This is a genomic window from Massilia sp. METH4 (assembly GCF_037094685.1).
In the GTDB taxonomy this organism is placed as follows: domain Bacteria; phylum Pseudomonadota; class Gammaproteobacteria; order Burkholderiales; family Burkholderiaceae_D; genus Rugamonas.
In genome coordinates, this window is the sequence record NZ_CP146614.1 from 4840930 (window position 1) to 4865731 (window position 24802).

General features: G+C 67.7%; 23 protein-coding genes and 1 tRNA gene. 10 read left to right on the top strand and 14 right to left on the bottom strand.

Translation table 11 applies throughout. From position 1 onward, the window contains the following. Positions 1–71 precede the first annotated feature (71 nt). Complete coding sequence (locus tag V6Z91_RS21335) at positions 72–485, bottom strand: glycine zipper domain-containing protein (protein ID WP_338760856.1); 414 nt, start codon at positions 483–485, stop codon at positions 72–74. Positions 486–630: 145 nt separating this feature from the next. After that, complete coding sequence (locus V6Z91_RS21340) at positions 631–1197, bottom strand: GNAT family protein (protein ID WP_338760859.1); 567 nt, start codon at positions 1195–1197, stop codon at positions 631–633. Between the two features lie 135 nt (positions 1198–1332). On the opposite strand from V6Z91_RS21340, the gene V6Z91_RS21345 reads away from it, so the two are divergent. Next, positions 1333–2775, top strand: a complete 1443-nt coding sequence (locus V6Z91_RS21345; protein WP_338760862.1) for a M20/M25/M40 family metallo-hydrolase — start codon at positions 1333–1335, stop codon at positions 2773–2775. Between the two features lie 4 nt (positions 2776–2779). Here V6Z91_RS21345 and V6Z91_RS21350 read toward each other — a convergent pair whose 3' ends face one another. Then, positions 2780–3685, bottom strand: a complete 906-nt coding sequence (locus V6Z91_RS21350; RefSeq protein ID WP_338760865.1) for an EamA family transporter — start codon at positions 3683–3685, stop codon at positions 2780–2782. Between the two features lie 159 nt (positions 3686–3844). Here V6Z91_RS21350 and trbK point away from each other — a divergent pair, with 159 nt between their 5' ends. The 6 genes from trbK to V6Z91_RS21380 all read left to right on the top strand — a co-directional run bounded on the left by trbK (position 3845) and on the right by V6Z91_RS21380 (position 9189). Then, complete coding sequence (gene trbK, locus V6Z91_RS21355) at positions 3845–4060, top strand: entry exclusion lipoprotein TrbK (protein ID WP_338760868.1); 216 nt, start codon at positions 3845–3847, stop codon at positions 4058–4060. A gap of 39 nt (positions 4061–4099) precedes the next feature. After that, positions 4100–4501: a hypothetical protein gene (locus V6Z91_RS21360; RefSeq protein ID WP_338760871.1), complete on the top strand. Its 402-nt coding sequence runs from the start codon at positions 4100–4102 to the stop codon at positions 4499–4501. A gap of 66 nt (positions 4502–4567) precedes the next feature. Beyond that, the gene (locus tag V6Z91_RS21365; protein WP_338760874.1) at positions 4568–5044 is read left to right on the top strand and encodes a hypothetical protein; all 477 of its coding nucleotides are present in this window, start codon (positions 4568–4570) and stop codon (positions 5042–5044) included. After that, positions 5034–6428, top strand: a complete 1395-nt coding sequence (locus tag V6Z91_RS21370) for a TolC family protein (protein WP_338760877.1) — start codon at positions 5034–5036, stop codon at positions 6426–6428. The genes V6Z91_RS21365 and V6Z91_RS21370 overlap by 11 nt, the downstream gene beginning before the upstream one ends. Then, positions 6415–7800 carry a copper oxidase gene (locus V6Z91_RS21375; protein ID WP_338760880.1) on the top strand — a complete coding sequence of 462 codons (1386 nt, stop codon included), beginning with the start codon at positions 6415–6417 and terminating at the stop codon, positions 7798–7800. The genes V6Z91_RS21370 and V6Z91_RS21375 overlap by 14 nt, the downstream gene beginning before the upstream one ends. Before the next feature lie 141 nt (positions 7801–7941). Continuing rightward, complete coding sequence (locus V6Z91_RS21380) at positions 7942–9189, top strand: voltage-gated chloride channel family protein (protein ID WP_338760882.1); 1248 nt, start codon at positions 7942–7944, stop codon at positions 9187–9189. Here the strand turns inward: V6Z91_RS21380 and V6Z91_RS21385 are convergent. Together V6Z91_RS21385 and V6Z91_RS21390 are read right to left on the bottom strand one after the other, a co-directional pair. After that, positions 9164–10078, bottom strand: coding sequence for a DUF72 domain-containing protein (locus V6Z91_RS21385; protein ID WP_338760885.1), 915 nt, complete (start codon positions 10076–10078; stop codon positions 9164–9166). The genes V6Z91_RS21380 and V6Z91_RS21385 overlap by 26 nt on opposite strands. Before the next feature lie 58 nt (positions 10079–10136). Next, a complete protein-coding gene (locus tag V6Z91_RS21390) occupies positions 10137–11954 on the bottom strand; it encodes a sensor domain-containing phosphodiesterase (RefSeq protein ID WP_338760888.1) in 1818 nt (605 codons plus the stop codon). A gap of 211 nt (positions 11955–12165) precedes the next feature. Here V6Z91_RS21390 and V6Z91_RS21395 point away from each other — a divergent pair, with 211 nt between their 5' ends. Together V6Z91_RS21395 and V6Z91_RS21400 are read left to right on the top strand one after the other, a co-directional pair. Then, positions 12166–12747, top strand: a complete 582-nt coding sequence (locus V6Z91_RS21395) for a TMEM175 family protein (RefSeq protein ID WP_338771989.1) — start codon at positions 12166–12168, stop codon at positions 12745–12747. Between the two features lie 194 nt (positions 12748–12941). Further along, positions 12942–13967, top strand: a complete 1026-nt coding sequence (locus V6Z91_RS21400) for an IS110 family transposase (protein ID WP_338760891.1) — start codon at positions 12942–12944, stop codon at positions 13965–13967. Positions 13968–14340: 373 nt separating this feature from the next. On the opposite strand, the gene V6Z91_RS21405 is transcribed toward V6Z91_RS21400, so the two are convergent. Next, the gene (locus V6Z91_RS21405; RefSeq protein WP_338760894.1) at positions 14341–15033 is read right to left on the bottom strand and encodes a YoaK family protein; all 693 of its coding nucleotides are present in this window, start codon (positions 15031–15033) and stop codon (positions 14341–14343) included. Further along, a complete protein-coding gene (locus V6Z91_RS21410; protein WP_338771991.1) occupies positions 15033–15854 on the bottom strand; it encodes an alpha/beta hydrolase in 822 nt (273 codons plus the stop codon). Before V6Z91_RS21410 ends, V6Z91_RS21405 begins: the two co-directional genes overlap by 1 nt. A gap of 288 nt (positions 15855–16142) precedes the next feature. Between V6Z91_RS21410 and V6Z91_RS21415 the strand changes: the two genes are divergently transcribed. Then, complete coding sequence (locus V6Z91_RS21415; RefSeq protein WP_338760897.1) at positions 16143–16574, top strand: hypothetical protein; 432 nt, start codon at positions 16143–16145, stop codon at positions 16572–16574. A 17-nt stretch (positions 16575–16591) separates the two neighbouring features. On the opposite strand, the gene V6Z91_RS21420 is transcribed toward V6Z91_RS21415, so the two are convergent. From V6Z91_RS21420 to fdxH, 7 genes are all read right to left on the bottom strand, one after another. Next, positions 16592–18160 carry a VWA domain-containing protein gene (locus V6Z91_RS21420; protein WP_338760900.1) on the bottom strand — a complete coding sequence of 523 codons (1569 nt, stop codon included), beginning with the start codon at positions 18158–18160 and terminating at the stop codon, positions 16592–16594. Between the two features lie 265 nt (positions 18161–18425). Further along, positions 18426–18521: transfer RNA gene (locus V6Z91_RS21425), tRNA-Sec, on the bottom strand. 61 nt (positions 18522–18582) lie between these two features. Further along, positions 18583–20472, bottom strand: a complete 1890-nt coding sequence (selB, locus tag V6Z91_RS21430) for a selenocysteine-specific translation elongation factor (protein ID WP_338760903.1) — start codon at positions 20470–20472, stop codon at positions 18583–18585. Next, the gene (gene selA, locus V6Z91_RS21435) at positions 20469–21956 is read right to left on the bottom strand and encodes an L-seryl-tRNA(Sec) selenium transferase (protein WP_338760906.1); all 1488 of its coding nucleotides are present in this window, start codon (positions 21954–21956) and stop codon (positions 20469–20471) included. The genes selB and selA overlap by 4 nt, the downstream gene beginning before the upstream one ends. Further along, positions 21953–22981 carry a formate dehydrogenase accessory protein FdhE gene (fdhE, locus tag V6Z91_RS21440; RefSeq protein ID WP_338760909.1) on the bottom strand — a complete coding sequence of 343 codons (1029 nt, stop codon included), beginning with the start codon at positions 22979–22981 and terminating at the stop codon, positions 21953–21955. Before fdhE ends, selA begins: the two co-directional genes overlap by 4 nt. A 250-nt stretch (positions 22982–23231) precedes the next feature. Further along, positions 23232–23891 (bottom strand): formate dehydrogenase subunit gamma, encoded by a 660-nt coding sequence (locus tag V6Z91_RS21445; RefSeq protein ID WP_338760912.1) that lies wholly within the window; start codon positions 23889–23891, stop codon positions 23232–23234. Continuing rightward, positions 23878–24801: a formate dehydrogenase subunit beta gene (fdxH, locus tag V6Z91_RS21450; protein ID WP_338760915.1), complete on the bottom strand. Its 924-nt coding sequence runs from the start codon at positions 24799–24801 to the stop codon at positions 23878–23880. Before fdxH ends, V6Z91_RS21445 begins: the two co-directional genes overlap by 14 nt. Position 24802: the final 1 nt, after the last annotated feature.

Genomic DNA, 24802 nt, shown 5'->3' on the forward strand with positions numbered 1-24802 from the left:
AAGCGCTGTTCGCCGAACAGCGCCAAACAAAAAGCCCGGCAACGCCGGGCTTCGTTCAGGCCATGACCGGATCAGTCGTGGTGGTGGTGATGCTTGTGGTGGCCCCGGCCATGGCCGCGGCCCGGATGGCCGCGGTATTCGTGCACCACGCGGCGCTCCACGTACACGCGCTGGGGACGCACATAGCGCGGCGCCTCGTAGTACACGGGCTGCGGCTGCGCATACACGCGCTGGCGCGGGTAATAGTGGTCGTGGTGATCGTGGCGGTCGCGGTCCCTGGAACTGAGCGCATTGCCGACCAGGCCGCCGACCACGCCACCCACCACGGTACCCGTGGTGCCGTTGCCGGTCTGGCTGCCGATGGCGGCGCCAACCACGGCGCCGGCGGCGGTGTTGAAGGCACGGTCGCCGGCGGCAAGGGCGGCGGAAGACGTGGTGATCGCTGCACCCAGCAGCACGACACCGAAGATTTTCTTGCTCAACATATTATTTCCCCCTTTTATGCGCGGCGGCATCGAAATGATGGCTGCCGTTTGATATGGCTCCACTTTATCGAGCGCAGGAGGAATTGCCAGCGAATAAACAGATTATTACAAACGGGCTCGAGTATGTAACACGGCTGTTACAGGTTCAGCCGTGCCGCCGCCGCTCCGCATCCTGGCCCATTCGTTGTTCCCACTCTTGCCGCAGCACGCTCATCACCTGCACATCCTGGTAGTGGCCATTGATGAAGAATGCGTCGCGCAGCACGCCTTCCGCGACGAAGCCGCATTTCTGCGCCACGCGCACGGAAGCGACATTGCCCGGCGCGACCAGCACTTCCAGCCGGTGCCAGGTATGCACGCGGAACAGGTGGTCGGTCACCATGCGCAATGCCTCGGTCGTGTAGCCGCGGCCCGCCAGCTCGGTGTCGAACAGGCGGTAGCCGATCTCGCGGGTGGTCGGCGTGCGGCTCTTGAAGTGGCTGATGACGCCGACGATGTGGTGGTACTGGTCTTCCACCACGAACAGTTCGCTGTCGTCCGTGACGAAACCGTGCTGGATGAATTCCTTGCGCATCGCCTCGGGTGACTTGAACTGGCTGGAAAAATAGTCGCCCCGCGACGGCAGGTCGTTGACCAGCGCGATAAACGTGTTCAAGTCCGTGTTCAGCAGGTGCCGCACGGTGCAGAGAGGTCCCTTCAGCATGGTCATCATGCTATGCGAGGAAAAGCGCAAGGTCAAACAAGAGCTTTATTTGATCGGGATGGTATAAGTTGCCTTGCAATATTGCCAAATGCTATCGTGTTGAACCCGACAACACGCATTCATACCACTTACGGAACGCCACGCATGAATTTCAGCAAGCCAGTCCTCACCGCCATCGCCGCCAGCCTGTTCGCCATCGGTCCCGTGCACGCAGCGACCCCTGCCAATGCTGCCAATGACGCCGCCACCCTCGCCAGCATCCGCGACACCGCCATGGCAAGCGACTGGGCCTACCAGCGCCTGGAAGACATGACGGATCTGATCGGCCCGCGCCTGTCCGGCTCGCCGGGCGCGGCCGCGGCGGTGCAGCAGGTGGCCGACGCGATGCGCAAGCTGGGGGCGAAGGTCACGCTGCAGCCCGTGAAGGTGCCGCACTGGGTACGCGGCGAGGAGCGCGGCCAGCTGGTCGAGTACGCGGGCCGCCCGCAGGGCGTGGTGCAGAACGTGGTGCTGACGGCGCTGGGCGGCTCCGGTGCCACGCCGGCGGAAGGCTTGACGGCGCCGGTGATCATCGTGCGCGACTTCGACGAGCTGAAGGCGCGCGGCGCCGAGGTGAAAGGCAAGATCGTACTGTTCGAGGTGGCGTTCGACCAGGGCATGGCGAACGCCGGCCTGGGCGGCCCGGCCTATCGCCACGGTTCCGCGTTCCGCACGCGCGGCCCGGCGCTGGCCGCGGAACTGGGCGCGGCCGCCGCGCTGGTGCGCGCCGTCGGCGGGGCCGACTACCGGCTCACGCACACCGGCACCACGTCGCTCAGCGACGGCAAGCGCATTCCGGCTGCATCGGTGACGGCGGAAGACGCGATGCTGATCGCGCGCCTGTCCAGGCGCGGCCCCGTCACGATGAAACTGGTGCTCACGCCGAAGACGCTGCCGGACGCGGACAGCTACAACGTGATTGCCGACCTGCCGGGAACCGACAAGGCCGACGAAGTCGTGATCGTATCCGGCCACCTCGATTCCTGGGACCTGGCCACCGGCGCGCATGACGACGCCGCCGGCGTGACGGCGTCGATGGGCGTGCTGGAAACGCTGCAGAAGCTGAAGCTGAAGCCGCGCCGCACGATCCGCATGATCGCCTGGATGAACGAGGAAAACGGCGGCCGTGGCGGCGAGACCTACCACCAGGCCAACAAGGCCGCGCTGGACAAGCAGTTCGCCGCGATCGAGAGCGATGGCGGGGTGGCGGGCCGCACCTTCGGGGTGCAGGCCGGCATCCGCCCGCAATACGAGAAACTGTTCGCGCCGTTGCAGGCCTCGCTGGTGCCGATCGGCGCCGGCGTGCTGCAGCGCCGCGACGTGATCGGGGCCGGCGACCTGCACACGATGGAGGCGGACGGCGTGCCGTCGTTCACGCCGCTGGTCGATTCCAGCGTCTATTTCAATTACCACCACACCCCGGCCGACACCTTCGACAAGGTGGACCCAAACCTGCTCAAGCGCCACGTGGCCGTGATGTCGGCGCTGACGTGGTACCTGGCCAACATGGAGCAGCCGATCGGCCGCGCGCCGGAACAGCTGCGCTGAGAGGCTACAACGGTGGCTCGGCCGGCTGGGCCGTGGCTGGCTCCTTGCCGGCCCGGCTCGTCATGGCCGCGCCGACCGACGACGCGATGACGGCGGCGATGGCGAGCCACTGCATGCCCGTCAGCCGCTCGCCCAGCAGGACCAGCCCCATCAACGCGCCGATCGCCGGCTCCGCGCTCAGCAGCGTGCTGAACGTGTTGGCCGGCATGTGCCGCAGCGCCACCAGTTCCAGCGTGTAGGGGATGGCGCTGGAGACGATCGCCACGCCGAAGCCGATCGCCAGTACCTTCATGTCGAGCAGCGCCGTGCCGGCATGGGCGACGCCGATCGGCGCCACCAGCAGCGCGCCCACCAGCGTGCCCCAGGAAGCGGCCGCGGCGCCGTGGTGCGCGCTGGCCCGCTTGCCGGCCAGGATGTAGACGGCCCAGCAGGCGCCGGCGCACAGGGCCAGTGCGATGCCGCGCCAGTCCAGCGCCGCGGCCGGCTTTCCCTCCGGGTGCCACACGGGCAGCAGCAAGGCGAGGCCGGCTAGCGCCAGCGCGATCCACAGGAAGTCGATGCGGCGGCGCGACGTGAACACGGCCACGGCCAGCGGCCCGGAAAACTCGATGGCGATCGCGATGCCGAGCGGGATATACGCCAGCGACGAATAAAAGGTCAGGTTCATGACGCCAAGCGACACGCCATAGACCGCCAGCGGCCGCCACTGCCCGCGCAAGCCCGCGCGCCAGGGCCTGAACACGGCGGCCAGGATCACGGCCGCGAAGGCGAGGCGCAATGCCGTGGCGCCGGCCGCCCCCACTACTGGAAACAGCCCCTTGGCCAGCGAGGCGCCGGCGGTCAGCGAGACCAGCGACATCAGGAGCGCGGCAAAGGGCAGGAAGGGCTGCGGGGCGGGAGTGCTCGGCATGCAGGAATGTCCATCGGTATGAAGGATGCGCACAATAGCATCAACGGCGCCGTGGCGGCCAGCGCGCGCCGATGGACGCTTTGCCAAGATTGTAAGTTGTGTAAGAATGCGATGTTGCCGCCGCGCTGGCGGCCGCCTTTTCCTTTTCATGGAACCATCATGCAAACCTTAATGACGATCGCCGCGATGACCACTCTGGCGGCCGCGCTTGCCGGCTGCGGCAAGGTCGACCCGCAACTGACGGCCGACCAGATGACGATGACGGACGCGACCTGCGCCCCGGCCGAGCTCGAGAAGATCGCCGATGCCGACGTACGCAAGGCGTTCGCGGCCCGTTGCGAGCGCCGCGCCCAGCTCCGGCAGCCCGGCCAGTAAGCGCTGCATGCGCGTGCGCGCCGTGGTACCATCGCGCCGATGAAAGCGCTGCTCCGTACCTTGCTGCTGTGGTTCCTGCTGGCCGCCGTGCCGTTCGGCGGCTTTGCCTCGGCCACGATGCTGCTGTGCGGGCCGCAGGCGGCCGGGCGCGCGGCGGCGGAGCACGCGATGGGGGCGGACGCCCACCATGACCACGCGGCCATGCTCGCCGCCCAGCAGGGCGATGACGGCGAGCATCACGCCTCGGGCGCTTCCCACGATAACCATACCAAGTGCGCCAGCCCGGGCGCCTGCTGCATCGGCGCGCCGCTGGCGCCCGCGCCGCCGGCCGCCCCGCCATCGCAGGACGGCCGCTGCGCCACTGTTCCCTTCGTGACGCCGCCCCCCGCGGCCGTCGACCTGGCCGGCCTGGAGCGGCCACCGAAATCCCCGTTCGCCTGAACCATCGGTCCGGCATACGCCGGCTTGGCCCGCATTGCCGCGGGTTGTTCACGAACGAGGTCCATCATGAAACGAATCACCATGGCAGCCGGCCTGTGGCTGGCTGCCTCCTGCGCGCTCGCCCAGCCCGGCGCCGCCGATCCGGCACGCGCCGACGCGCCCGTGCCCGCCACCCGGTATGTGTCGCCGCTGGCGCAATTCCGCCAGGCCCAGCCGATGACCCAGGCCCCTTCGGCAGGCTGGAGCACGGCCAATGCCGCCGTGGCCGGGCAGGGCCACATGAGCCACGCCGCCCATGGGGAGCATGGCGCCCGCCATGAGCACGGGAACCATGGCGCCCGCCAGGGACACGAGAATCATGGCGCCCGCCAGGAGCACGGGAACCATGGCGCCCACCAGGGACAAGAGAATCATGGCGCCCGCCAGGAGCACGGGAACAAGGGTGCTGGCCAGGGGCACGAAGATCACAGCATGCACCAGGGCCACGCGGGCCACGGAAAGCGCGTCAATACGGCACCCAGGGAGGAAAAGCATGAACATTGACAAGCCGCTGCGGCTGGCGTCGGGCGCCGTGCTGGCGCTCGCGGTGTCGGGCTGCGCCACCTTTTCCGCCGACGGCGGCATGGGCGCCGTCGACCAGGCCACGCAGGCGAAGGCGGGCGCCGCAACGAAGCTGCTGCGCACGGACGATGACCGGCAAGCGCTGGCCGGGCAACTGCGGGCCATGCTGGCGCAGCCACTGTCCGCCGACGATGCAGTGCGCATTGCGCTGCTGAACAACCGCGGCCTGCAAGCCACGTACTGGGAGCTGGGCATCGCCGAGGCGGACCTGGTGCAAGCGGGCCGCCTGCAGAACCCCGCCTTCGGCTACCAGCACAAGCGGGGCGGCGGCGAGACGTCGATCGAACGGTCGCTTACGTTCAACCTCGTCAGCCTGGTCACCGCGCCGCTGGCCTCGCGTATCGAAGGCCGCATGTTCGAGGGGGCGAAGCTGCGCGTTACGGCCGAAGCCCTGCGCGTGGCGGCCGACACCCGCCGTGCCCACGTCGAGGCGGTGGCCGCCGCCCAGGCCCTGGACTATGCCCGGCAGGTGGCCGGCGCCGCCGATGCCAGCGCCGAACTGGCCGAGCGCATGCGCAGGGCCGGCAACTGGAGCGCCTACGACCAGGCCCGCGAACAGGCGTTCCATGCCGAGGCGATGGCCGACGTGGCGCGCGCTGCGAAAGCCGCCACGGCGGCGCGCGAGCGGCTCACGCGGCTGCTCGGCCTGTGGGGCGAGGATGCCGGATACCGCCTGCCGGAACGGTTGCCCGACCTGCCCGCCGCGCCGCGCGAGCTGCCCGAGGTGGAACGGGCCGCGCTGCGCGAGCGGCTCGACGTGCAAGCGGCCACGAAGGAAACGGAGCACACCGCGTCCTCGTTCGGCCTGACGCGTGCGACCCGCTTCATCAACGTGCTGGAACTGGGCGCCGTCCGCGAACGCGACGGCGGGGAGCCGGCCAGCAAGGGCTACGAGATCACGCTGGAAGTCCCGCTGTTCGACTGGGGCGGGGCGCGCACGCGCCGTGCCGAGGCGGTCTACATGCAGGCCGTGAACCGCCTGGCGGAAACGGCCGTCAACGCGCGCAGCGAGGCCCGTGAAGCCTATCTGGCCTACCGCACGTCGTACGACCTGGCGAAGCATTACCGCGACGTGGTCATCCCGCTGAAGAAGCAGGTGTCCGACGAAACGCTGCTGCGCTACAACGGCATGCTGGTCAGCACCTTCGAACTGCTGGCCGACGCCCGCGAGCAGCGTGTGGCCGTGGCCGCCGCGATCGACGCGCTGAAGGACTACTGGCTGGCGGACGCCGACCTGGAAACCGCCCTGGGCGGCCGGCTGCCCGCGAGCGCACAAGCACATGGAGCACATCATGACATCAAGTAATTCCCGCCGGAGTTTCCTCGCCGGCGCCACTACCCTGCTGGGCGCGGGCGTGGTCAGCCGCGCCGGCGCCGCCACGCTGCCGGAAGCCCCGGTCGGCCCGTCGGCCGCCACCGCCGCGCCGCTGGTGCCGCCGAACGGCCGGCCGTACAACCCCGTCGTCACGCTCAATGGCTGGAGCCTGCCGTGGCGCATGAAGAATGGCGTGAAGGAATTCCACCTCGTGGCCGAACCGGTGGTGCGCGAGGTGGCGCCCGGCATGCTGGCCAACCTGTGGGGCTACAACGGGCAAAGCCCCGGCCCCACGATCGAGGTGGTGGAGGGCGACCGCGTGCGCATCTTCGTTACCAACAAGCTGCCGGAACACACGAGCATCCACTGGCACGGCCAGATCCTGCCGAACGGCATGGATGGCGTATCCGGCGTGACGCAACCGTCGATCCAGCCGGGCAAGACCTTCGTGTACGAGTTCGTCGCCAGACATGCCGGTACCTTCATGTACCACCCCCATGCGGACGAGATGGTGCAGATGGCGATGGGCATGATGGGCTTCTGGGTCACGCACCCGAAGGATATCCGCCAGCATGCCGTGGACCGCGACTTCGTGTTCCTGCTGGGGGCCTACGACATCGAGCCGGGCAGCTACACGCCCAAGGTCAACACAATGCTGGACTTTAACCTGTGGACCTTCAACAGCCGCGTCTTCCCGGCGATTGACCCGATGGTGGTGCGCCAGGGCGACCGCGTGCGCATCCGCGCCGGCAACCTCACCATGACGAACCACCCGATCCACCTGCACGGCCACACGTTCGAGGTGGCGGGCACGGACGGCGGCTGGGTGCGTCCCTCGGCGCGCTGGCCGGAAGTGACGACCGACATCGGCGTGGGCCAGATGCGCGCCATCGAATTCGTGGCCGACAACCCCGGCGACTGGGCCTTCCACTGCCACAAGTCGCACCACACGATGAACGCGATGGGGCACGACGTGCCCACGCTGATCGGCGTGGATCACCGCGGCGTGGCCGAGAAGATCAACAAGCTGGTGCCGGGCTATATGGTGATGGGCGAAAAGGGCGGCGCGATGGGCGGCATGCAGATGCAGCTGCCCGAGAATACGCTGCCCATGATGACCGGCACCGGCCAGTACGGCGAGATCGAGATGGGCGGCATGTTCACGCTCGTGAAGGTGCGCGAAGGACTGGCGCGCGGCGACTACCGCGACCCGGGGCATTACAGGCATCCGAAGGGCACCGTCGCCTACGAGTGGAAGGGCGAGCTGCCCCCCGCGCCGCAGGCGCCGGGCATGCAGCAGCTGGCACCGGCGCAGGGCAAACCGCTGGAGTTGAAGCGTGGGGGAGGGCATGAGCATCATTGAGGTGCCGGGGGCGCATTTGGCGTAGCTTGCGGCCGACACCAACTCCCTCAGCTTGCGCCGGCTCCCGGCTGACTGGCATCCGTGTCCGACATCATTTTCCGCAGGAAAATGGTGTCAGACACAGGTTTTCTTAAGCCAACAATGCTGCATGCTATATTCCCCCGCATGTCGCTCCTACCCCTCCGCTACCTCTTCAAATGGTCGCTCCTCGCGACCCTGATCGCCCTCCTGGCCGGCACGGCCTCCGCCCTGTTCCTTCACTCGCTGGAAGCCGCCACGGCCTACCGTGAGCAGCACCCGGGCATCATCTGGCTCCTCCCGCTGGCCGGCTTCCTGGTCGGCTGGATCTACCTGCGTTGGGGCCGGGAGGTCGAGGCGGGCAACAACCTGCTGATCGACGAGATCCACGATCCGCGGAACGTGGTGCCCTTGCGGATGGCGCCGCTGGTGCTGGGCGGCACCGTGATCTCGCACCTGTTCGGCGCCTCGGTGGGCCGCGAAGGCACGGCGGTGCAGATGGGCGGCACGCTGGCCGACCAGATCACGCACATCCTGAAACTGCGGCCCGAGGATCGCCGCATCGTGCTGATGGCCGGCATCAGCGCCGGCTTCGCCTCCGTGTTCGGCACGCCGCTGGCGGGCGCCATCTTCGGCCTCGAAGTGCTCGTGATCGGCCGCATGCGGATGGAAGCGATCTTCCCCTGCGTGGCGGCGGCGATCCTGGCCGACCAGGTGGGCCTGGCCTGGGGCGTGCACCACACCCATTACGCCGTCGGCGCCGTGCCCGCGCTGACGGCATGGACGCTCGGCGCCATCCTGGCCGCCGGCGTCGTGTTCGGGCTGGCGGGCATGCTGTTCGCCCGCGCCACGCACGCGCTGTCGGCATTCATGAAGGGCCGCGTGGCTTATCCGCCGTTGCGGCCGCTGATTGGCGGGACAGTGGTGGCCTGCGCCGTATGGGCCGTCGGCACGCAGCGCTACGTCGGCCTGGGCATTCCCGTGATCGTGGAAGCGTTCGCCCACCCGCTGCCCATCTGGGATGCGCTGGGCAAGCTGGCGTTCACGGTGGCCTCGCTGGGCACCGGTTTCAAGGGCGGCGAGGTCACCCCGCTGTTTTATATCGGTGCCACGCTGGGCAACGCGCTGGCGCCGCTGCTGCACCTGCCGTTCGCGCTGCTGGCCGGCGTGGGGTTCGTGGCCGTGTTCGCCGGCGCGGCCAATACGCCGCTGGCCTCCACGGTGATGGCACTGGAACTGTTCGGCCCCGCGATCGGGCCGTATGCCGCGCTGGCGTGCGTGGTGGCTTACCTGTGCTCGGGCCATGCCGGCATCTACAAGGCGCAGCGCGGCGCGAAGGCGGTGCTCAGCGCGGATCGACGAGTGGAGTAAGCCCCGCGTCCGCATCCAGCCGGGCGAGCAGGCGCCGCGCGTCGAACGGCGCGTGCACCTTGATGTCGTTGTCGAAGTAGCAGAAGATGTCGCGGCTCGCCCGCCTGGGCGGCGCCGCGGCGGAGATCAGCCGGGCGCCCTCGGGCTGGCCGCCCGTGCTCCACGCGCGGATCTTGCGAGCCCAGTCGTCCAGCGCCGCATCCGTGTAGCCGCCGGCGTACAGTTCCTTCTCGCCGTGCAGGCGCAGGTACATGAAGTCGGCCGTCACGTCTTCGTAGTCCGGCCATTTGCCCGCCGTGTCGGCAACCACCAGGGCCACCTTGTACTTGCGCAGCAGCTTGACGAAGGCGGGATCGTTGAAGCTCTCGTGCCGGATCTCCAGCGCATGCCGCAGCGGGCGCTTCCGGTCGATCTCCAGGTAAGCCCGGCCGTCCATGCGGGCCTCGTGGCGTTGCGCCATCTCCAGGGCGCCTTGCGTATCGTGCGGCAGGGCGGCGAGGAATGGCTCGATCACCTGCGCATCGAACTGGAAGTTGGGCGGCAGTTGCCACAGGAAGGGGCCGAGCTTGTCGCGCAGCGCCAGCACGCCCGAGGCGAACACATTGCACAGCGAAGGTACGGGATCGCGCAGCCGCCGCATGTGCGTGATGAAGCGGTTGCCCTTGTGGGAAAAGACAAAGCCCGGCGGCGTGGCGTCGTACCACTCCTGGTAGCTCTTCGGCCGCTGCAGCGAATAGAAGGAACCGTTGATCTCGATGGTGGGCAGGGCGCGCGAGGCGAAGTCCAGTTCGCGTGCCTGGGCCAGGTCGTGCGGATAGAAGACCTTGCGCCACGGTTCGTAGCGCCAGCCGGAAATGCCGATCCGCAGTTGTGCGCGCGCAGTTGCCATGCGCCGAGTATAGGCAAGCTCGGCAGCTAGCAGCGCACGGCTCGGCTCTGGCTGATGCTCAAGGGTTGGCGAACAGCTCCCGCACGTCGCCATCCTGGACCGTCTGGCGGGCGCGCTGGCCCCAGGCGCGCAGCAGGTGTTCCACCCCCTGCGGGGGCAGGGCGGAACAGAAGTACCAGCCCTGCACGCAATAGGCGTGCTGGTGGCGCAACCAGTCCAGGTCGACCTGCCGCTCCAGCCCTTCGCACAGCAGTTCCGCGTCGCTCACCTCGGCCACGCCCTGGATCAGGCGGAACAGGCTGGCCGTCACGGCGCTGTCCGCCACCCCGTGCACGAAGCGGCGATCGACCTTCAGGCGGTCGAACGGCAGGCTGCCGATCGCGTCGAGGTTCGAGTAGCCGATGCCGAAGTCGTCGATGGCGATGCGCAGGCCCAGCTCGCGCAGCGCGGCCACCCGTTCGCCGAGCGCCTCCGGCGCTTCGAGGAGCTGGCTTTCCGTCACTTCCACTTCCAGCAGTGCACCCGGGAGCGCGTGTTCTTCCAGCAGGGCCGCGATGGCTTCCGGCAGGCCGGGGTGCAGCAGCGAGGAGCGGGAAAAATTGAGCGAGACGGGTACCTGGGGCAGGCCGGCGTCGGCCCAGCCGCGCATGTCGCGGCACACCTGCCGCATCACGTGCAGGTCGAGCGCATAGCTGTTGCCCGAACTCTCGGCCAGCGGCACGAAGGTGGCGGGTGGCACCGTGCCGCGCTCCGGGTGCTCCCAGCGCACCAGCGCCTCCAGCCCGATCAGCTTCTGCTTGGCGAAGTTCACCTGCGGCTGGTAGTGCATCGACAGCTCCCCGGCGTCCGGATGGCCTTCCAGCACGCCGGCCAGGTCGTGCAGGAAGCACGAACGTTCGCGCATTTCGCTGCCGTACTCGCGCGTGACGGAAAAGCTGTCGACGTCGCCGATGCTGGCCGCCGCCGTCTCCGCCATGTCCAGCAGCGCCGCCGCGGCCATGTGGGAGGGCAGCTTTTCGCGCACGAAGCCGATGCGCGCGCGCAGCACCTGGGTGCGCTCGCCCGGCAGCATGACGGGCACGTCGATCGTGCGGCACAGGGCCTGCAGGCGGTCGGTGCTCGTCGGGCCGAGCAGGGCGAAGCAGAAGCGGTCGCCGCCCAGGTGGCCCACCAGGTTGTCCGGGCCGGCCCAGCCGATCACGCGGCCGGCGATCTCGGCCAGCGTGGCATTGCCGGCGGCGCGGCCGTACACCTCATTGATCTGGTGGAAGCCGGACAGGTCGATGTAGCCGACCGTCATTTCCTGCGCCTCGGCGCCGATCTTGGCCTGCTGCAGGTGCTGCACGAAGGCGCCGCGGTTGCACATGCCGGTGATCGCATCGCTGTAGCGCAGTTCCAGCGTATCGGTGACGAGGCGCCCCAGCCCGTGCAGCATGGTGCGCTGCGCGTCGTCGAGCCGGCCCGGCGCCAGCCACATCACCCACAGGGTGCCGAGCAGGTAGCCGCGGTTGCCGTACAGCGTGACGGCCGCGTAATGCCGGTAATGGGGTTCCCGCCGTACCAGGGGCTTGGCGGCCGACCAGTCCTCGGCGAGGCCATCCTCGATCTCGAAGAAGTCGTGCTCGGAGGCGACCGCTTCGCCGCAGAACGATTCGCAGCGGTCCACTTCGCGCACCGTGATGCCCACCGTGACGGGCAGCCAGATGTGCGAGCGGTAGACCAGGCTGACGCCGCCAATGTCGGCGCCCATCGTGCGCACGGCCAGCTCCACGATGAAGCGCAGTTGCGGATCGGGCTTGTCCAGCGCCAGCTCGTAGCGCGACAGCTCCTGCACGCGCCGCTGTTCCGAGTCGTCCTGTTCGATCCGCGTTTCCATGTGCCGTGGTTCCTCCGATCCGTTCACGCCCAAGCTTACGGACGTTTTGTCATGGACGCAACCGTTGTCGTGCTGGCCCGCCGCGCCGCTCTGCCATCCGGGCGATGCGGCGGAGCGGCGGCACCCACTAAGATGGCCGTCCCTTTTATCTGGAGGAAGCATGCACGAAGGAAGCAAACAAGACAGCCCGGAAATTCACACAACGGCGCCGATGGGAAAGTCGCGGCTGGAAGCGTTCAGCGACGGCGTCATCGCGATCATCATCACGATCATGGTGCTGGAACTGAAGGTGCCGCACGAAGCCACGCTCGATGCGCTGCTGCCGCTGTGGCCCCTGTTCTTCAGCTATGTGCTCAGTTTCGTCTATGTGGGCATCTACTGGAACAACCACCATCACCTGCTGCAGCTGGCGCGCCGCGTCGACGGCCGTGCGCTGTGGGCCAACCTGCACCTGCTGTTCTGGCTGTCGCTGATCCCGTTCATGACGAACTGGCTGGGCGAGCAGCGCATGGCCGCCTGGCCGATGGCGCTTTACGGGCTGGTCCTGCTGATGAGCGCCATCGCCTACGACCTGCTGGTGCGCAGCCTGGTGCGGCTGCACGGCCCGCAATCGGCGCTGACACGGGCCATCGGGCGCGATACCAAGGGATGGCTGTCGATCGTGCTGTATGCGGTGGGGGTGCCGCTGTCGCTGTGGCAGCCGGTGGTGGGGGCCGCCTTTTATGTGGGGCTGGCGCTGGTGTGGGTGCGGCCGGACCCGCGGGTGGAGCGGAGTGTGGAGGGACGGGAATAGCCCGAGGTATCGGTGTCGGACATTTTTTCCGGGTGCTTCATCCGGAAAATGTGTGCGACACCGGTTTTCTCTTGAGGCGGCCGGGTCGGCTCCGGACAAGAAAACCAATGGGATGGACGCCCCCACCCTGAGACGGCATCGATGTGCCAAAGTGGAGCTGTCGAAGTTTCACTTAACCAGAGAGGGGCGTCACCATGAAGATTACGACATGCAGTATGGATCTGGCAAAGGAAGTTTTCCAATTCCATGGCGTTAATGCGAGCGGCAAGGTCGAGATGCGATGCCAGCTCCGGCGTGGCAAGGTGATGAGGTTTTTCTCTAACATGCCGCCGTGTCTAGTTGGGATGGAGGCGTGTGGCAGCGCGCATTACTGGGCACGGCAGTTGCAGAGCCTGGGCCACACGGTCAAGCTGATAGCTCCGCAGTTCGTCAAGCCATACGTGAAGACCAACAAGCACGATGCAGCCGATGCCGAGGCAATCTGCGAGGCAGTGCAAAGGCCAAACATGCGCTTTGTGCCGATCAAGACTATTGAGCAGCAGGCGATTATCGCTGTTCACACGGCGCGTAGTGGGTTCGTCAAGCAGCGTACTGCTCAGGCCAACCAGATTCGCGGCCTGCTGGCGGAGTTTGGCCTCGTTGTCCCGAAGGGTTTGGCCGTGCTCAGGGAGCGAGTACCGGCACTGCTCGACGAAGCGAAGGATGAGTTGCCCGGCATTTTTCGCCAGACCATTCTGGAACTTCTCGATCACTTGAAGGTGCTGGATAGAAGAGTCAACGAATTCGAGCTGGAAATTCTGAAATGGCACCGCTCGAACCCGATGTCCAAACGGTTGGAGAAGATACCCGGCATAGGACCGATCACAGCCAGCGCTTTGGTCGCGGCGATCGGTAACGCGAGGAACTTCGCCAATGGCAGGCAACTCGCAGCGTGGATCGGCCTAGTACCCAAGCAGCATTCGACAGGCGGTCGCACGAATCTTCTGGGCATCAGCAAAAGGGGCGATACGTACCTGCGTACTTTGCTCATTCATGGAGCCCGAGCGGTGATCCAGCATGCAGTCAAAAAGGATCCAAGCAAGAGCGGCTGGCTTCACTCACTGCTTGGGCGACGGCACAAGAACGTTGCGGCAGTAGCATTGGCCAACAAGAATGCAAGGACTGTCTGGGCCCTATTGGCTCATGACAGAGAGTTCCGAGCCGATTACGCTGCCGCGTAATCGGCTCGGCTGAGGGCCTTCGCGGAGGGTAGCGGACAGTTTTTTGGAAGCGGAGCAGTACATTCCACCGATTGCACAAGCGATCAAGAAGTGATGGCAAACCAGGTAAGACCGTGGTCGGCTTAGCCCGCGCGACACCAAGCACCTTGAGTGCGTTAAACCGAGGGGGCGTCGACCAGCAAATCCCATCAGGGACAGTGGCATCAGCCACATCAAAGTCCGAATGTACGGGTGCAATCTTTACCTACAAACCATCACGAAAAGAAAGCTTGGCATACCGGGGGCGTCCATGTACGGTGTCGCACACCATTTTCGGGCATGAACCGCCCGAACATGGTGTTCGACACCTGCGACGCGAACGCCGCGGGGCGGATCAGGCGTGTGCCGGGTTCGCCACCGGCCACGGCACGCACAGCAGGAACGCCACCGCGGCAATGGGCGCCAGCAGGCACCAGAAGCCGAGCGTGACATAGCCGGCGCCGCCGAGAATGCATCCCACGGCGAAGGCGAGCACGGGCCACACGAAGCGCACGAATTTCTCGCGGGCGGCCGGGGTGGCATGGCCGGTGGCCAGGTCCGTCATGTCGATCAGCAGTTCCGTGACATTGCCGGTCATGACCGTGGTCGGCGCGATGCGCGAGAATTGCAGCTTGCCGGCCGCGTTGTGCACGCCCATCGCGGCGGCGCCGAGCATGCCGGTGACGAGCACCAGCGGCGCATCCGGGCTTGTGATCGGCACGGCGGCCAGGGCGGTGGCCATGAAGGCGGCGAGCAGCACGAGCTGCATTGCCAGCATCGGGCGGATCGGCACCGTGCCCTTGCGCTCGCAGGCGTTGCCGAGCAGGCGCGTGGCCACCACGCCCGCCCCGAAGGCGGGGAAGGCGAGGCACTTCAGCAGCAGGGTGGTGTGCTCGGGGTGCGTGAGCGTGGCGCCGATCAGCACGAAGTTCCCCGTCACGTGCGCCGTGAACAGGCCGTACAGCGCCACGAAGCCGGCCGTGTCGACATAACCGGCCAGGGCCCCGAGGCAGATGCCGAGGAACAGGTCGCTGGGTGGAACGCGCATCAGGACTTCAGGAAGGCCAGCAGGTCCGCGTTCAGGCGGTCCTTGTGCGTGGTCGGCAGGCCGTGCGGCGCGCCTTCGTACACCAGCAGGGTGCCCTGCGGGAGAATCTCGGCGGCGCGGCGCGCGGTGGCGGCGATGGGCACGATCTGGTCGTCGTCGCCGTGGATCACCAGCGTCGGGATCGTCATTTTCTTCAGGTCCTCGGTGAAGTCCGTTTCCGAGAACTGCTTGATGCACGCGTAAGCGGCGCGGATGCTGCACTGCATGCCCTGCAGCCAGAACGTGTCGCGCACGCCCGAGGATTCCTTGGCGCCGTCGCGGTTGTAGCCGTAGAACGGAATCGTCAGGTCCTTGAAGTACTGCGAACGGTCGGCCTTCACGCCGGCGCGGATACCGTCGAACACGTCCATCGGCACGCCGCCCGGGTTGTCCGGCCCCACCAGCATGCGCGGCGTGACGGCGCCCACCAGCACGGCGCGCTTGACGCGGCCGGTGCCATGGCGGCCGATGTAGCGGGCGACCTCGCCGCCGCCGGTCGAGTGGCCGACCAGCGTCACGCTGTGCAGGTCCAGCGACTCGATCACGGCGGCCAGGTCGTCCGCGTAGTGATCCATGTCGTTGCCGTGCCAGGGCTTGCTGGACAGGCCGTGGCCGCGGCGGTCGTGCGCGATCACGCGGTAGCCGTGGTCGGCCAGGAACATCATCTGGTCTTCCCAGGCGTCGCCCTGCAGGGGCCAGCCGTGGCTGAATACCACCGCCGGGCCGTCGCCCCAGTCGGTGTAGCGGATGATGACGTTGTCACGGGTGGTGACGGTATTGATGGTGCGTTGCACGGTCATGGCGTTCCTTTCTGAACGTTGTTGCGATACGGGCATTGTCCGCGCTGGCCGCAAGCCGGACCACTGCACTAAGGGAGAGGGCCCGGCGCCACGGCCGGGGGAGCCGCGCGCGCTGGTTGGATGGCGCGGCGGAAAGATGTCATGCGGCCCGGACCGACCCAAGCACGGGATCGGCTCCTACACGCTATTGCTGAGCAGGATGGCAAAATTGACATGTCATCCCGGCATCGTGCCGGAACGTTGCACGGCCATCGGCCGAAGGAGAACATCATGCACATGCAATTCATCGCGGCTGTTGCCGCGCTTGCCTTCACGGGCGTCGCCGCCGCGCAGAGCCATTCCGTGTCGAACATGGCGAATCCGCCGCAGACGCAGTCGGACAATAAGGCCGCCACCGAGGCGACCCCGGGCCGGACGGCCACGGCGCACCGCAACAGCAACAAGCAGGAAGACAAGAATTCCGGCCAAAGCCGCAATGCGCCGACCGCCGTTCAGGGCGACAGCAAGGTCGAGACCAGCGGCAGTTCGGTGACGGGCGAACGGGTGAGCGCCGGGTCCAGCGCCACGGCCACCACCGGCATGGGGGCCGGCAACGGCGACCGCGGCGCGGAAGGCGCCATGGAGATCAAGCCCTCCGACGCCTATGTGAACCCGTCCGAGCGCCGCGCGCTGGACGAGGCGCCGAAGAGCGGCAAGAAGTAACGATCTACGGGCAGGGATCAGCGGCGCAGCAGACCGGGCTCCCGGCCGGCCTGCGGTCCCACCTTGTCGAGCGACTCGGCCATGCGCACGAGCTTCACGAACTCGGCGCGGTAACCCTCGGGGTCCTGGCCGCGCGCGCCATTGGCCAGCGCGGCGATGTCGGCAAAGCTCATGTCCGCCACCTGCTGCTCGCCGCGCAGGCGCTGCGCGAACGCGGCCACGGCGACGGCGAAGCGCTGGTCATCCGGCGCCGCCTCGAATTGCCTGCGTGCCGAGGCGGCGGCCACCGGGTGGTCGATCTGCCGGCTGGCGGCCTGGCCGGGCAGCTTGTAGCGCACCTTCACGAAGCACAGCTCGTCGCCATTGGCCGCGGCAGGCTTGCCGCGGGCATTGCCGCCGTAGCGGGGCGGATCGACGAGACCCGCGGCGGCGGCGGCCGGCGTGATCTCGTAGATCGCCGTCACCGTGTGGCCGGCGCCGATATCGCCGGCGTCCACCTTGTCATCCTTGAAGTCCTGCTTCTGCAGCATGCGCGTCTCGTAGCCGATCAGCCGGTAGGCGGCCACCTGTGCCGGATTGAACTCGACCTGCACCTTCACGTCGTTGGCGATCGGGAACATCGTCGATCCCAGCTCCTCGCCGAGCGCCTTGCGCGCTTCCAGCAGCGAGTCGATGTACGCGGCATTGCCGTTGCCCGACTGGGCCAGCCGCTGCATCAGCGCGTCGTTCAGGTTGCCCGCGCCGACCCCGAGGATCGACAGGTAGATGCCGCTCTTGCGCTTGTCCACGATGAAGCGCTCCAGTTGCCGCGGGTCCGTGATGCCCAGGTTGAAGTCGCCGTCCGTGGCCAGGATCACGCGGTTCACGGCTTTCGGGTCGAAATGGCGCTCGGCCAGTTCGTAGGCCCGCTGCAGCCCCGCGCCGCCCGCCGTGCCGCCGCCGCCCTTCAGGGCCGCGATGGCGTCGACGATCTTGCCGCGCTCCTTGCCGGCCGTGGGCTCGAGCGCCACAGTGGTGCCGTCCGCGTAGGTGACGATGGCCACGCGGTCCTCGTCGCGCAACTGCTGGGCGAACAGCCGGAATGCCTGCTGCAGAAGTGGCAGCCGGTCCGGGTAGGCCATCGAGCCGGACACGTCGACCAGCAGCACCACGTTGGCGCTCGGCCGCTCGGCCGCCTTCACGTCGTAGCCGCGCACGGCGATGTGCAGCAACTGGTTGCCGGCCGTCCATGGGCTCGGCATGACTTCCGTGCCGATCGCGAACGGCCGGGCCGGGTCGCGCGGCGCGCTGTAGCGGTAAGGGAAGTAGTTGACCATCTCCTCGACGCGCACCGCGTCCGGCGGCGGCAGCCGGTTTTCGGTCAGCATGCGCCGCACGAAGGCGTAGGACGCGGTGTCGACATCGGTGCTGAAGGTGGACACCGGCTGCTCGGCGACCAGCACGGCCTTGTTCGCTTCCTTGCCGGGGAACTGGTCGGCGCCTTCGGGCAGCACCGGCACGGGATACGGGAAGGCGGGAGTGCGCTTGCCGTGCATGCTCCGGTGAGCGGAGACGATGACATTGCCGGGTGCGTAGGGCGCCGCCATGGGGGCGGCTGCGTAGGGGGGCGCTGGAGGGGCCTGAGGCGCGGGAGGCGCCGACGCCGGCTGGGCCGCCGCCCCGGGCACGCTCGCCTGGCGGTCGACCGGCTGGCTGCAGGCGGCCAGCAACGCCAGAGTGCAAGCGCAGGATGAAAGCAACAAGACGCGCGGTTTCATGACGGACCTCGGGAGTGGGAGATCCCCGCAAGATGCCGAAATGGCATCGATCGGTCAACCGGCGTTACATCTCGCAACGGGTCCGGAAAGGAAGTGGCGGAAGGCAGAAAGAGTCGAACTTACAGAGGAACGGCTGACGCCCCTCACCGGGTTTGAAGCCCGGCCCCATCACCGGATGAGAATGCCTTCCGTGGTGTGCAACGTGGGTCGGACCGGGAGCTGAATCACTTCGGGATCGCTTCGGATCACTTCTAGATCGCTTCGGGCCAGCTCGCATTGGGCCGCACCAGATGACTGTTGCGGACGCGGCGAGTATAGCCGACGCGGTCGAAAAACTCCAACACCTGGATCGCCCGCTTGCGCCCCAGTTGGGTCGCGTCGCGGAACGTGGCCGCCTGGGTGTCGGGCAGCGTGGCGACGATCTTCGCCATCTCCGCCAGCGGGCGCGGGTGATAGAACAGGTCGGGCACGACCTGCGACAGCTCGCCGGCGCGCGCCAGCTTGCGCAGCAGGCGCCGCACCTCGCCTTCCGGCACCCGGTGTTCTTTCGACAGGTCGCGCACCCATGGCGGATCGAAGCGGCCCTTTTCCAGCGCGGCGAGCAGCGGCGCGGCGAGCGCCTGCTCCTCTCCCGTCAGCTCCACGCTACGGCCGGGCAGGTGCAGGCTGTGGCCGCGCTGGGCGATTGAACCCGCGGCCAGCATGCGGGCCACGAGCGCGGACCACAACGCGTCTTCGGCATCCGGCTGCGCCATGCGTTTCAGGCGCCACAGTTCGGGGCCGGCATCGTCCGGATGCTTCGCGTGAAAGCCGCCCAGCGCATCGAGCACGGATTGCTCGAGCCGGGCCAGCGCGTCTTCCGTGATCAGGAGTTCCTCCCCGCCGGGCAGGGGAATGCGCAGGCACGTCGGCGGCAGGGCGAGCGCATCGCCAGGACTTTGCGTCAGGCGCACCAGCGCGGCGGCGCGCACGCCCAGGGGGCTTTGCGCCAGCAGGGCCGACACGCCGCCGCCGTCCACATAGCTTTGCAGCGCGTCGAGCCAGGCCAGCCGCGCGGGGCTGCGGCGCTTGCGCGCGGCGCCGAAGGGGTCGAGCACGATGCCGCCGCCGATCGTTTGCGTGGCCTGCGCATTGCGCACCACGAAGCGGTCGCCCGGCACCGCGTGCACGGCCACGTCGAACACCAGTTGCACGCGGGCCGGCCGGCCCGGCTGCACCGTGTCGCCATCGAGCGGCACCACGTGGGCAGTATGGTGGGCGGCGCCCAGGTGCACGTGCACCGGCGACCAGGCTTTCAACACACCGGTCGCCAGCGCCAGCTGCGCGTCGACGCGCTCGGAACACGCCTGCAGGGCCGGGGCGACGATCCACGTGCCACGTTCGATCTCTTCCTTTGCCACGCCTGCCAGGTTCAGGGCGAGCCGCTCGCCCCCGCGGCCCTCGCCGGCGGTGCGCCCCTGCGCATGGATGCCGCGCACGCGCGCCTGTTGCCCGCCCGGCGCCAGCACGAGCGTGTCGCCGACCGCCACGCGGCCGGCCAGCGCCGTGCCGGTGACCACCGTGCCCTGGCCCGTCAGCGTGAACACGCGGTCCACGCCCAGGCGGAACAGGCGCCGGTCGTCGCGCGAGGGGAGCGTGCCCGCCACCTCGGCGAGATGGGCGAGCAGGGCGGCCACGCCGGGGTCGCCCGGTTGCGTGGCGGCGGTGCGGAACACAGGCGCGCCGGCGAAGGGCGTGTCGGCCAGCAGGGCGGCGATATCGCCTTCGACGGCGGCGATGCGGGCGGCATCGGCCCGGTCGGTCTTCGTGAGGGCCACGGCACCGCGGCGCACGCCCAACAGGCGCAGGATGGCCAGGTGTTCGACGGTCTGCGGCATCACGCCATCGTCGGCGGCCACCACCAGCAGCGCGTAGTCGATGCCCGTCACGCCCGACGCCATCGTGCGGATGAACTTCTCGTGACCGGGCACGTCGATCACGCCCAGCATCTCGCCGTTGGCGAGCGGCAGGTAGGCGTAGCCCAGTTCGATGGATATGCCGCGCGCCTTTTCCTCCTTCAGGCGGTCGGTATCGACACCCGTGAGCGCCCGGGTCAGCGTGGTCTTGCCATGGTCGATGTGGCCGGCGGTACCGACGATCATGCGGTTTCCAGGTCCTTCAATTGATTGATGAATTCTTCCGCCTGCCCGTCTTCCAGGCAGCGCAGGTCGAGCCACAGGGTGTCGTCGGCAATGCGGCCGATCACGGGCACGGGCAGTGCGCGCAGGCGGCGTTCCAGAACGCCCAGCGGGTTGCCGCGCGTGCCTTCGGGGGCGCGCAGCGCCAGGCCGAAGCTCGGCAGCACGTCGACGGGCAGCGCGCCGCTGCCGATCTGGCTGGTCATGGGCTCGGCCGTCACGCTGTAGCCGTCGCCCAGCGCCCCCTGCACCGGGCCGCGCAGGCGTTCGGCCAGCGCACGCATCGATGACGCGGGCCGGGTCAGCAGGCGCAAGGTCGTCAGCCGTTCGGGCAGCAGGTCGGGCGCGTGGTACAGCGCCAGCACCGGCTCGAGCGCGGCGAGCGTGAGCTTGCCCACGCGCAGGGCGCGCTTCAGCGGGTTCTTCTTGATCGCGGCAACGAGGTCCTTGCGCCCGGCGATGATGCCGCATTGGGGGCCGCCCAGCAGCTTGTCGCCGCTGAACGTGACGAGATCGGCCCCGCCCTCGATGGTTTCGCGCACCGTGGTCTCATGCGGCAAGCCGTATTTTTCCAGGTCGACCAGCGTGCCGCTGCCCAGGTCCACCGCCACCGGGATGCCGCGCTCGCGGGCCAGCGGCACCAGCTCGGGCAGCGTGACTTCGCGCGTGAAGCCCGTGATGGCGTAATTGCTGGTGTGGACCTTCATCATCAGCGCCGTGCCGGCGTTGACGCCTTCCTCGTAATCCTTCGGATGGGTGCGGTTCGTGGCGCCCACCTCGCGCAGGATCGCGCCGGCGCGCGTCATCACGTCCGGAATGCGGAAGGCGCCGCCGATTTCCACCAGCTCGCCGCGCGAGACGATCACTTCGCGCCCCGATGCCAGCGTGTTCAGCATCAGCAGCACGGCGGCCGCGTTGTTGTTGACGATGGTCACGGCTTCGGCACCGGTGAGCTTCAACAGGTGTTCCTCGACGAGCGTGTCGCGGTCGCCGCGCTTGCCCGTCTCCAGGTCCCATTCCAGGTTCATGGGCCAGCGCAGGGCGTCGGCCACCGCCTGCACGGCCACGTCGGGCAGCAGGGCGCGGCCCAGGTTCGTGTGCAGCACCGTGCCGGTCAGGTTGAACAGGCGGCGCATCGCCCTTCGATTAGCGCCTTGCAGGCGCCGGGCCAGCGCCGCCAGCACGGCCGGCTCCGACGTGTCCGCAGTGCCGCCGCCCAGCAAGTTACCGCGCAGCTCGCCCAGCAGGTCGCGCAGCGCGGCCACGGTCTGTTCGCGCCCGTATTGCGCCACGAGCGGCTGGCAGCCCGGGGCGGCCAGCAGCACGTGGACCGCCGGCAGCCGGAACCTCGACGCTGGCTGCGTCGATTTGTTAACCTGCGCTGGCTGCGTCGATTTGTCGCCCTGCGCCGGCTGCGTCGCCTGATCGTCCTGCACGGCTTTCGTCATGCCGGGGAACCCAGGCGCAGCAGCGGGTTGCCGCTGGCGCGGGCATAGCCCAGTTCGGAGACCAGCACGTCCAGCACGAGGCTGGCGAGGTCGTCGGCCAGCGGGTCCACGTTATAGTCGTGTTCCTGGTTGAAGATCTTGCGGTAGGAGTGGCACTGGTCGCAGGTTTCGGCGCGCGCCACGCGGGTCGGGTCGTTCGCCTTGTTCAGGGTCTTGCCTTCCTTGGCGGCGGCGATGTTTTCCGCCACCGGGTCGGCATCGGCATCGGTGAGACCCTGGTATGCGACCTTCGAATTGTCCTCGCAGCACGAACACTTCACGCGCACCATATGCCATTCGCTGGCGCACACGGCGCAATGCAGGTAGCGGTAGCCCTGCGACTGGCCGCCGATGCGGATCACGCTGGCGACCGGGTGCGAGCCGCACACGGGGCACAGCGTGCCCGTCATGAGTGGCTGGGCCCAGCGCTCGTCGAGCTGGGCGGCCATCGCGCTCCACGTCACTTGCAAAGCGGCGGCGACGAACGGCGCATGCAGCGGGTCGATGCCTTCGGCGAATTCGCCCAGCACCGCGTCGGCGGCGCCTTCCAGTTGCGCATCCGTCAACGCGCGCAGGGCTGCCAGCGCGGTGCCCAGCTGCGGGTACTCGGCCGTCTTGCCGTCGAGTTTTTCCAGGATGGCGGCAAAGACGGCGCGCCACTCGGCCGGGCGCTTGCCCGACACCGGCAGAACCGGCATATTGTGTTCGTGCGCCACGCGCAGCGCTTCCTGCGGGGGCAGCGGAACGCCGGCCGGCGGCAGGTTCTTGACGACATCGGCCTGTGCCTGGACGAGCTCGGCCATCAGACGCACATAGCTGGCCAGGTTTTCCTCGACGGGGATGCCCTTGATATTGTTCTGTGCCAGCTGGCGCAGGCGCTCCGCGCGCGCCGTGTACAGTTCGCCCGGCCGCGGCAGCAGCAGGCGGGGGATGGCGGTGTGATCGAGCGATTCGATTTCGCCCGGTTCCAAAAGTCGCTGTACCAAGATAACTCCAAATTCATTGTTGGCGCTCGAGGGCTTGGTGTCGCACACCATTTTCTTAGAAAATGGTGTGCGACACCGGTTTTCCCTCGAGGCGCCCTGTGCATCCGCCGAAAACCGGTGTCTGACACCTTTTCCCGTCGGGAAAAGGTGTCAGACACCAGGCGTCAGCGCAATTCCGCAACGGATACCAATAAAAAAGCCGGGCCACGCGGGCCCGGCCAATTTTAGTCGAATACAGAAAACTCCGTACTCAGCGCTTCGCCTTGCGGATCTCGTCCTCGAACCAGCGCGCGTGGTGCTTGCGCGCCCAGCCGTAGGTGACGGTGCCGCGGATCATGGCGCCCATCGAGCCCTTGACCCAGATGCCCGCGTACACGTGCACGATGATCGAGACGATGATCACGAACGCGAAGAACGCATGCAGCAGCGAGGCGATGCGGATGATCTCGACGGCGAACAGGTGCGAGAACCACGCACGCCACATCACGATGCCGGTCAACAGCAGGCCGACCATCGACACGATCAGCACCCAGAACAGCAGCTTCTGGCCGGCGTTGTACTTGCCGACCTTGGGCAGCTTTTCCTCGCGGTTGGCCAGCACGTCGTTGAACTGGCGCATCCACTGGCGATCGGTCGCGTCGAGGAAGTTGTGGTGCCAGAAACGCAGCACCAGCACCAGGAACGACACGAACATCACGATGCCGATGAACGGATGCAGGATGCGGGTCCATTGACCGCCGCCGAGGAACACCATCATCCACGACATGGCCGGGTGGAACAGGGCCAGGCCGGACACCGCCAGCAGCACGAAGCTGATGGCCGTGATCCAGTGGTTCGTGCGTTCATTCGGCTTGTACCGCTGGATGACCGGGTTGCCGTCCTTGTCCTGCAGGATGTCATCGCGATTCATGGCGTTCCTCCGAAATGCGCTTCGCTTCGTGCACTGCCTCTTCCTCTTCCTTGCGCGAGACCTCGTTCGGGCCCACGCGGGTGTAGTGGAAGAAGCCGGCGATCGCGGCCGCGGCCATGCCGGCCAGGGCCAGCGGCTTCGTCAGGCCCTTCCACAGGCCCACGGTCGGGCTGATGGACGGGTTGGCCGGCAGGTTGCTGTACAGCGCCGGACGGTCCGCATGGTGCAGCACGTACATCACGTGCGTGCCGCCCACGCCGGCCGGGTCGTACAGGCCCGCGTTCTCGTAGCCGCGCGACTTCAGGTCCTCGATCCGCTCGGCGGCGTGCACCTTCATGTCTTCCTTCGTGCCGAAGACGATGGCGCCGGTCGGGCAGGTCTTCACGCAGGCCGGTTCCTGGCCCACGGCCACGCGGTCCGAGCACAGCGTGCACTTGTACGCGCGGTTGTCCTTCTTCGAGATGCGCGGCACGTTGAACGGGCAGCCCGTCACGCAGTAGCCGCAGCCGATGCAGTTCTCTTCGTGGAAGTCGACGATGCCGTTGGTGTACTGCACGATCGCGCCCGGCGAAGGACAGGCCTTCAGGCAGCCCGGCTCTTCGCAGTGCATGCAGCCATCCTTGCGGATCAGCCACTCGAGGTTGCCGTCGTTGTTCTCGTGTTCCGTGAATTTCATCACGGTCCACGACTGCGGCGCCAGGTCGATCGGGTTGTCGTACACGCCGACGTTTTCGCCGACGTCGTCGCGCAGGTCGTTCCACTCGGAGCACGCCGTCTGGCATGCCTTGCAGCCGATGCACTTCGAAACGTCGATCAGCTTGGCGACGGTCCCGGTGATCGGTTCACGGGCCGCCGGAGGCTGCACCGTGGTGGCCGATACCCGCTTGATGTCTAGAGATTGTAATGCCATG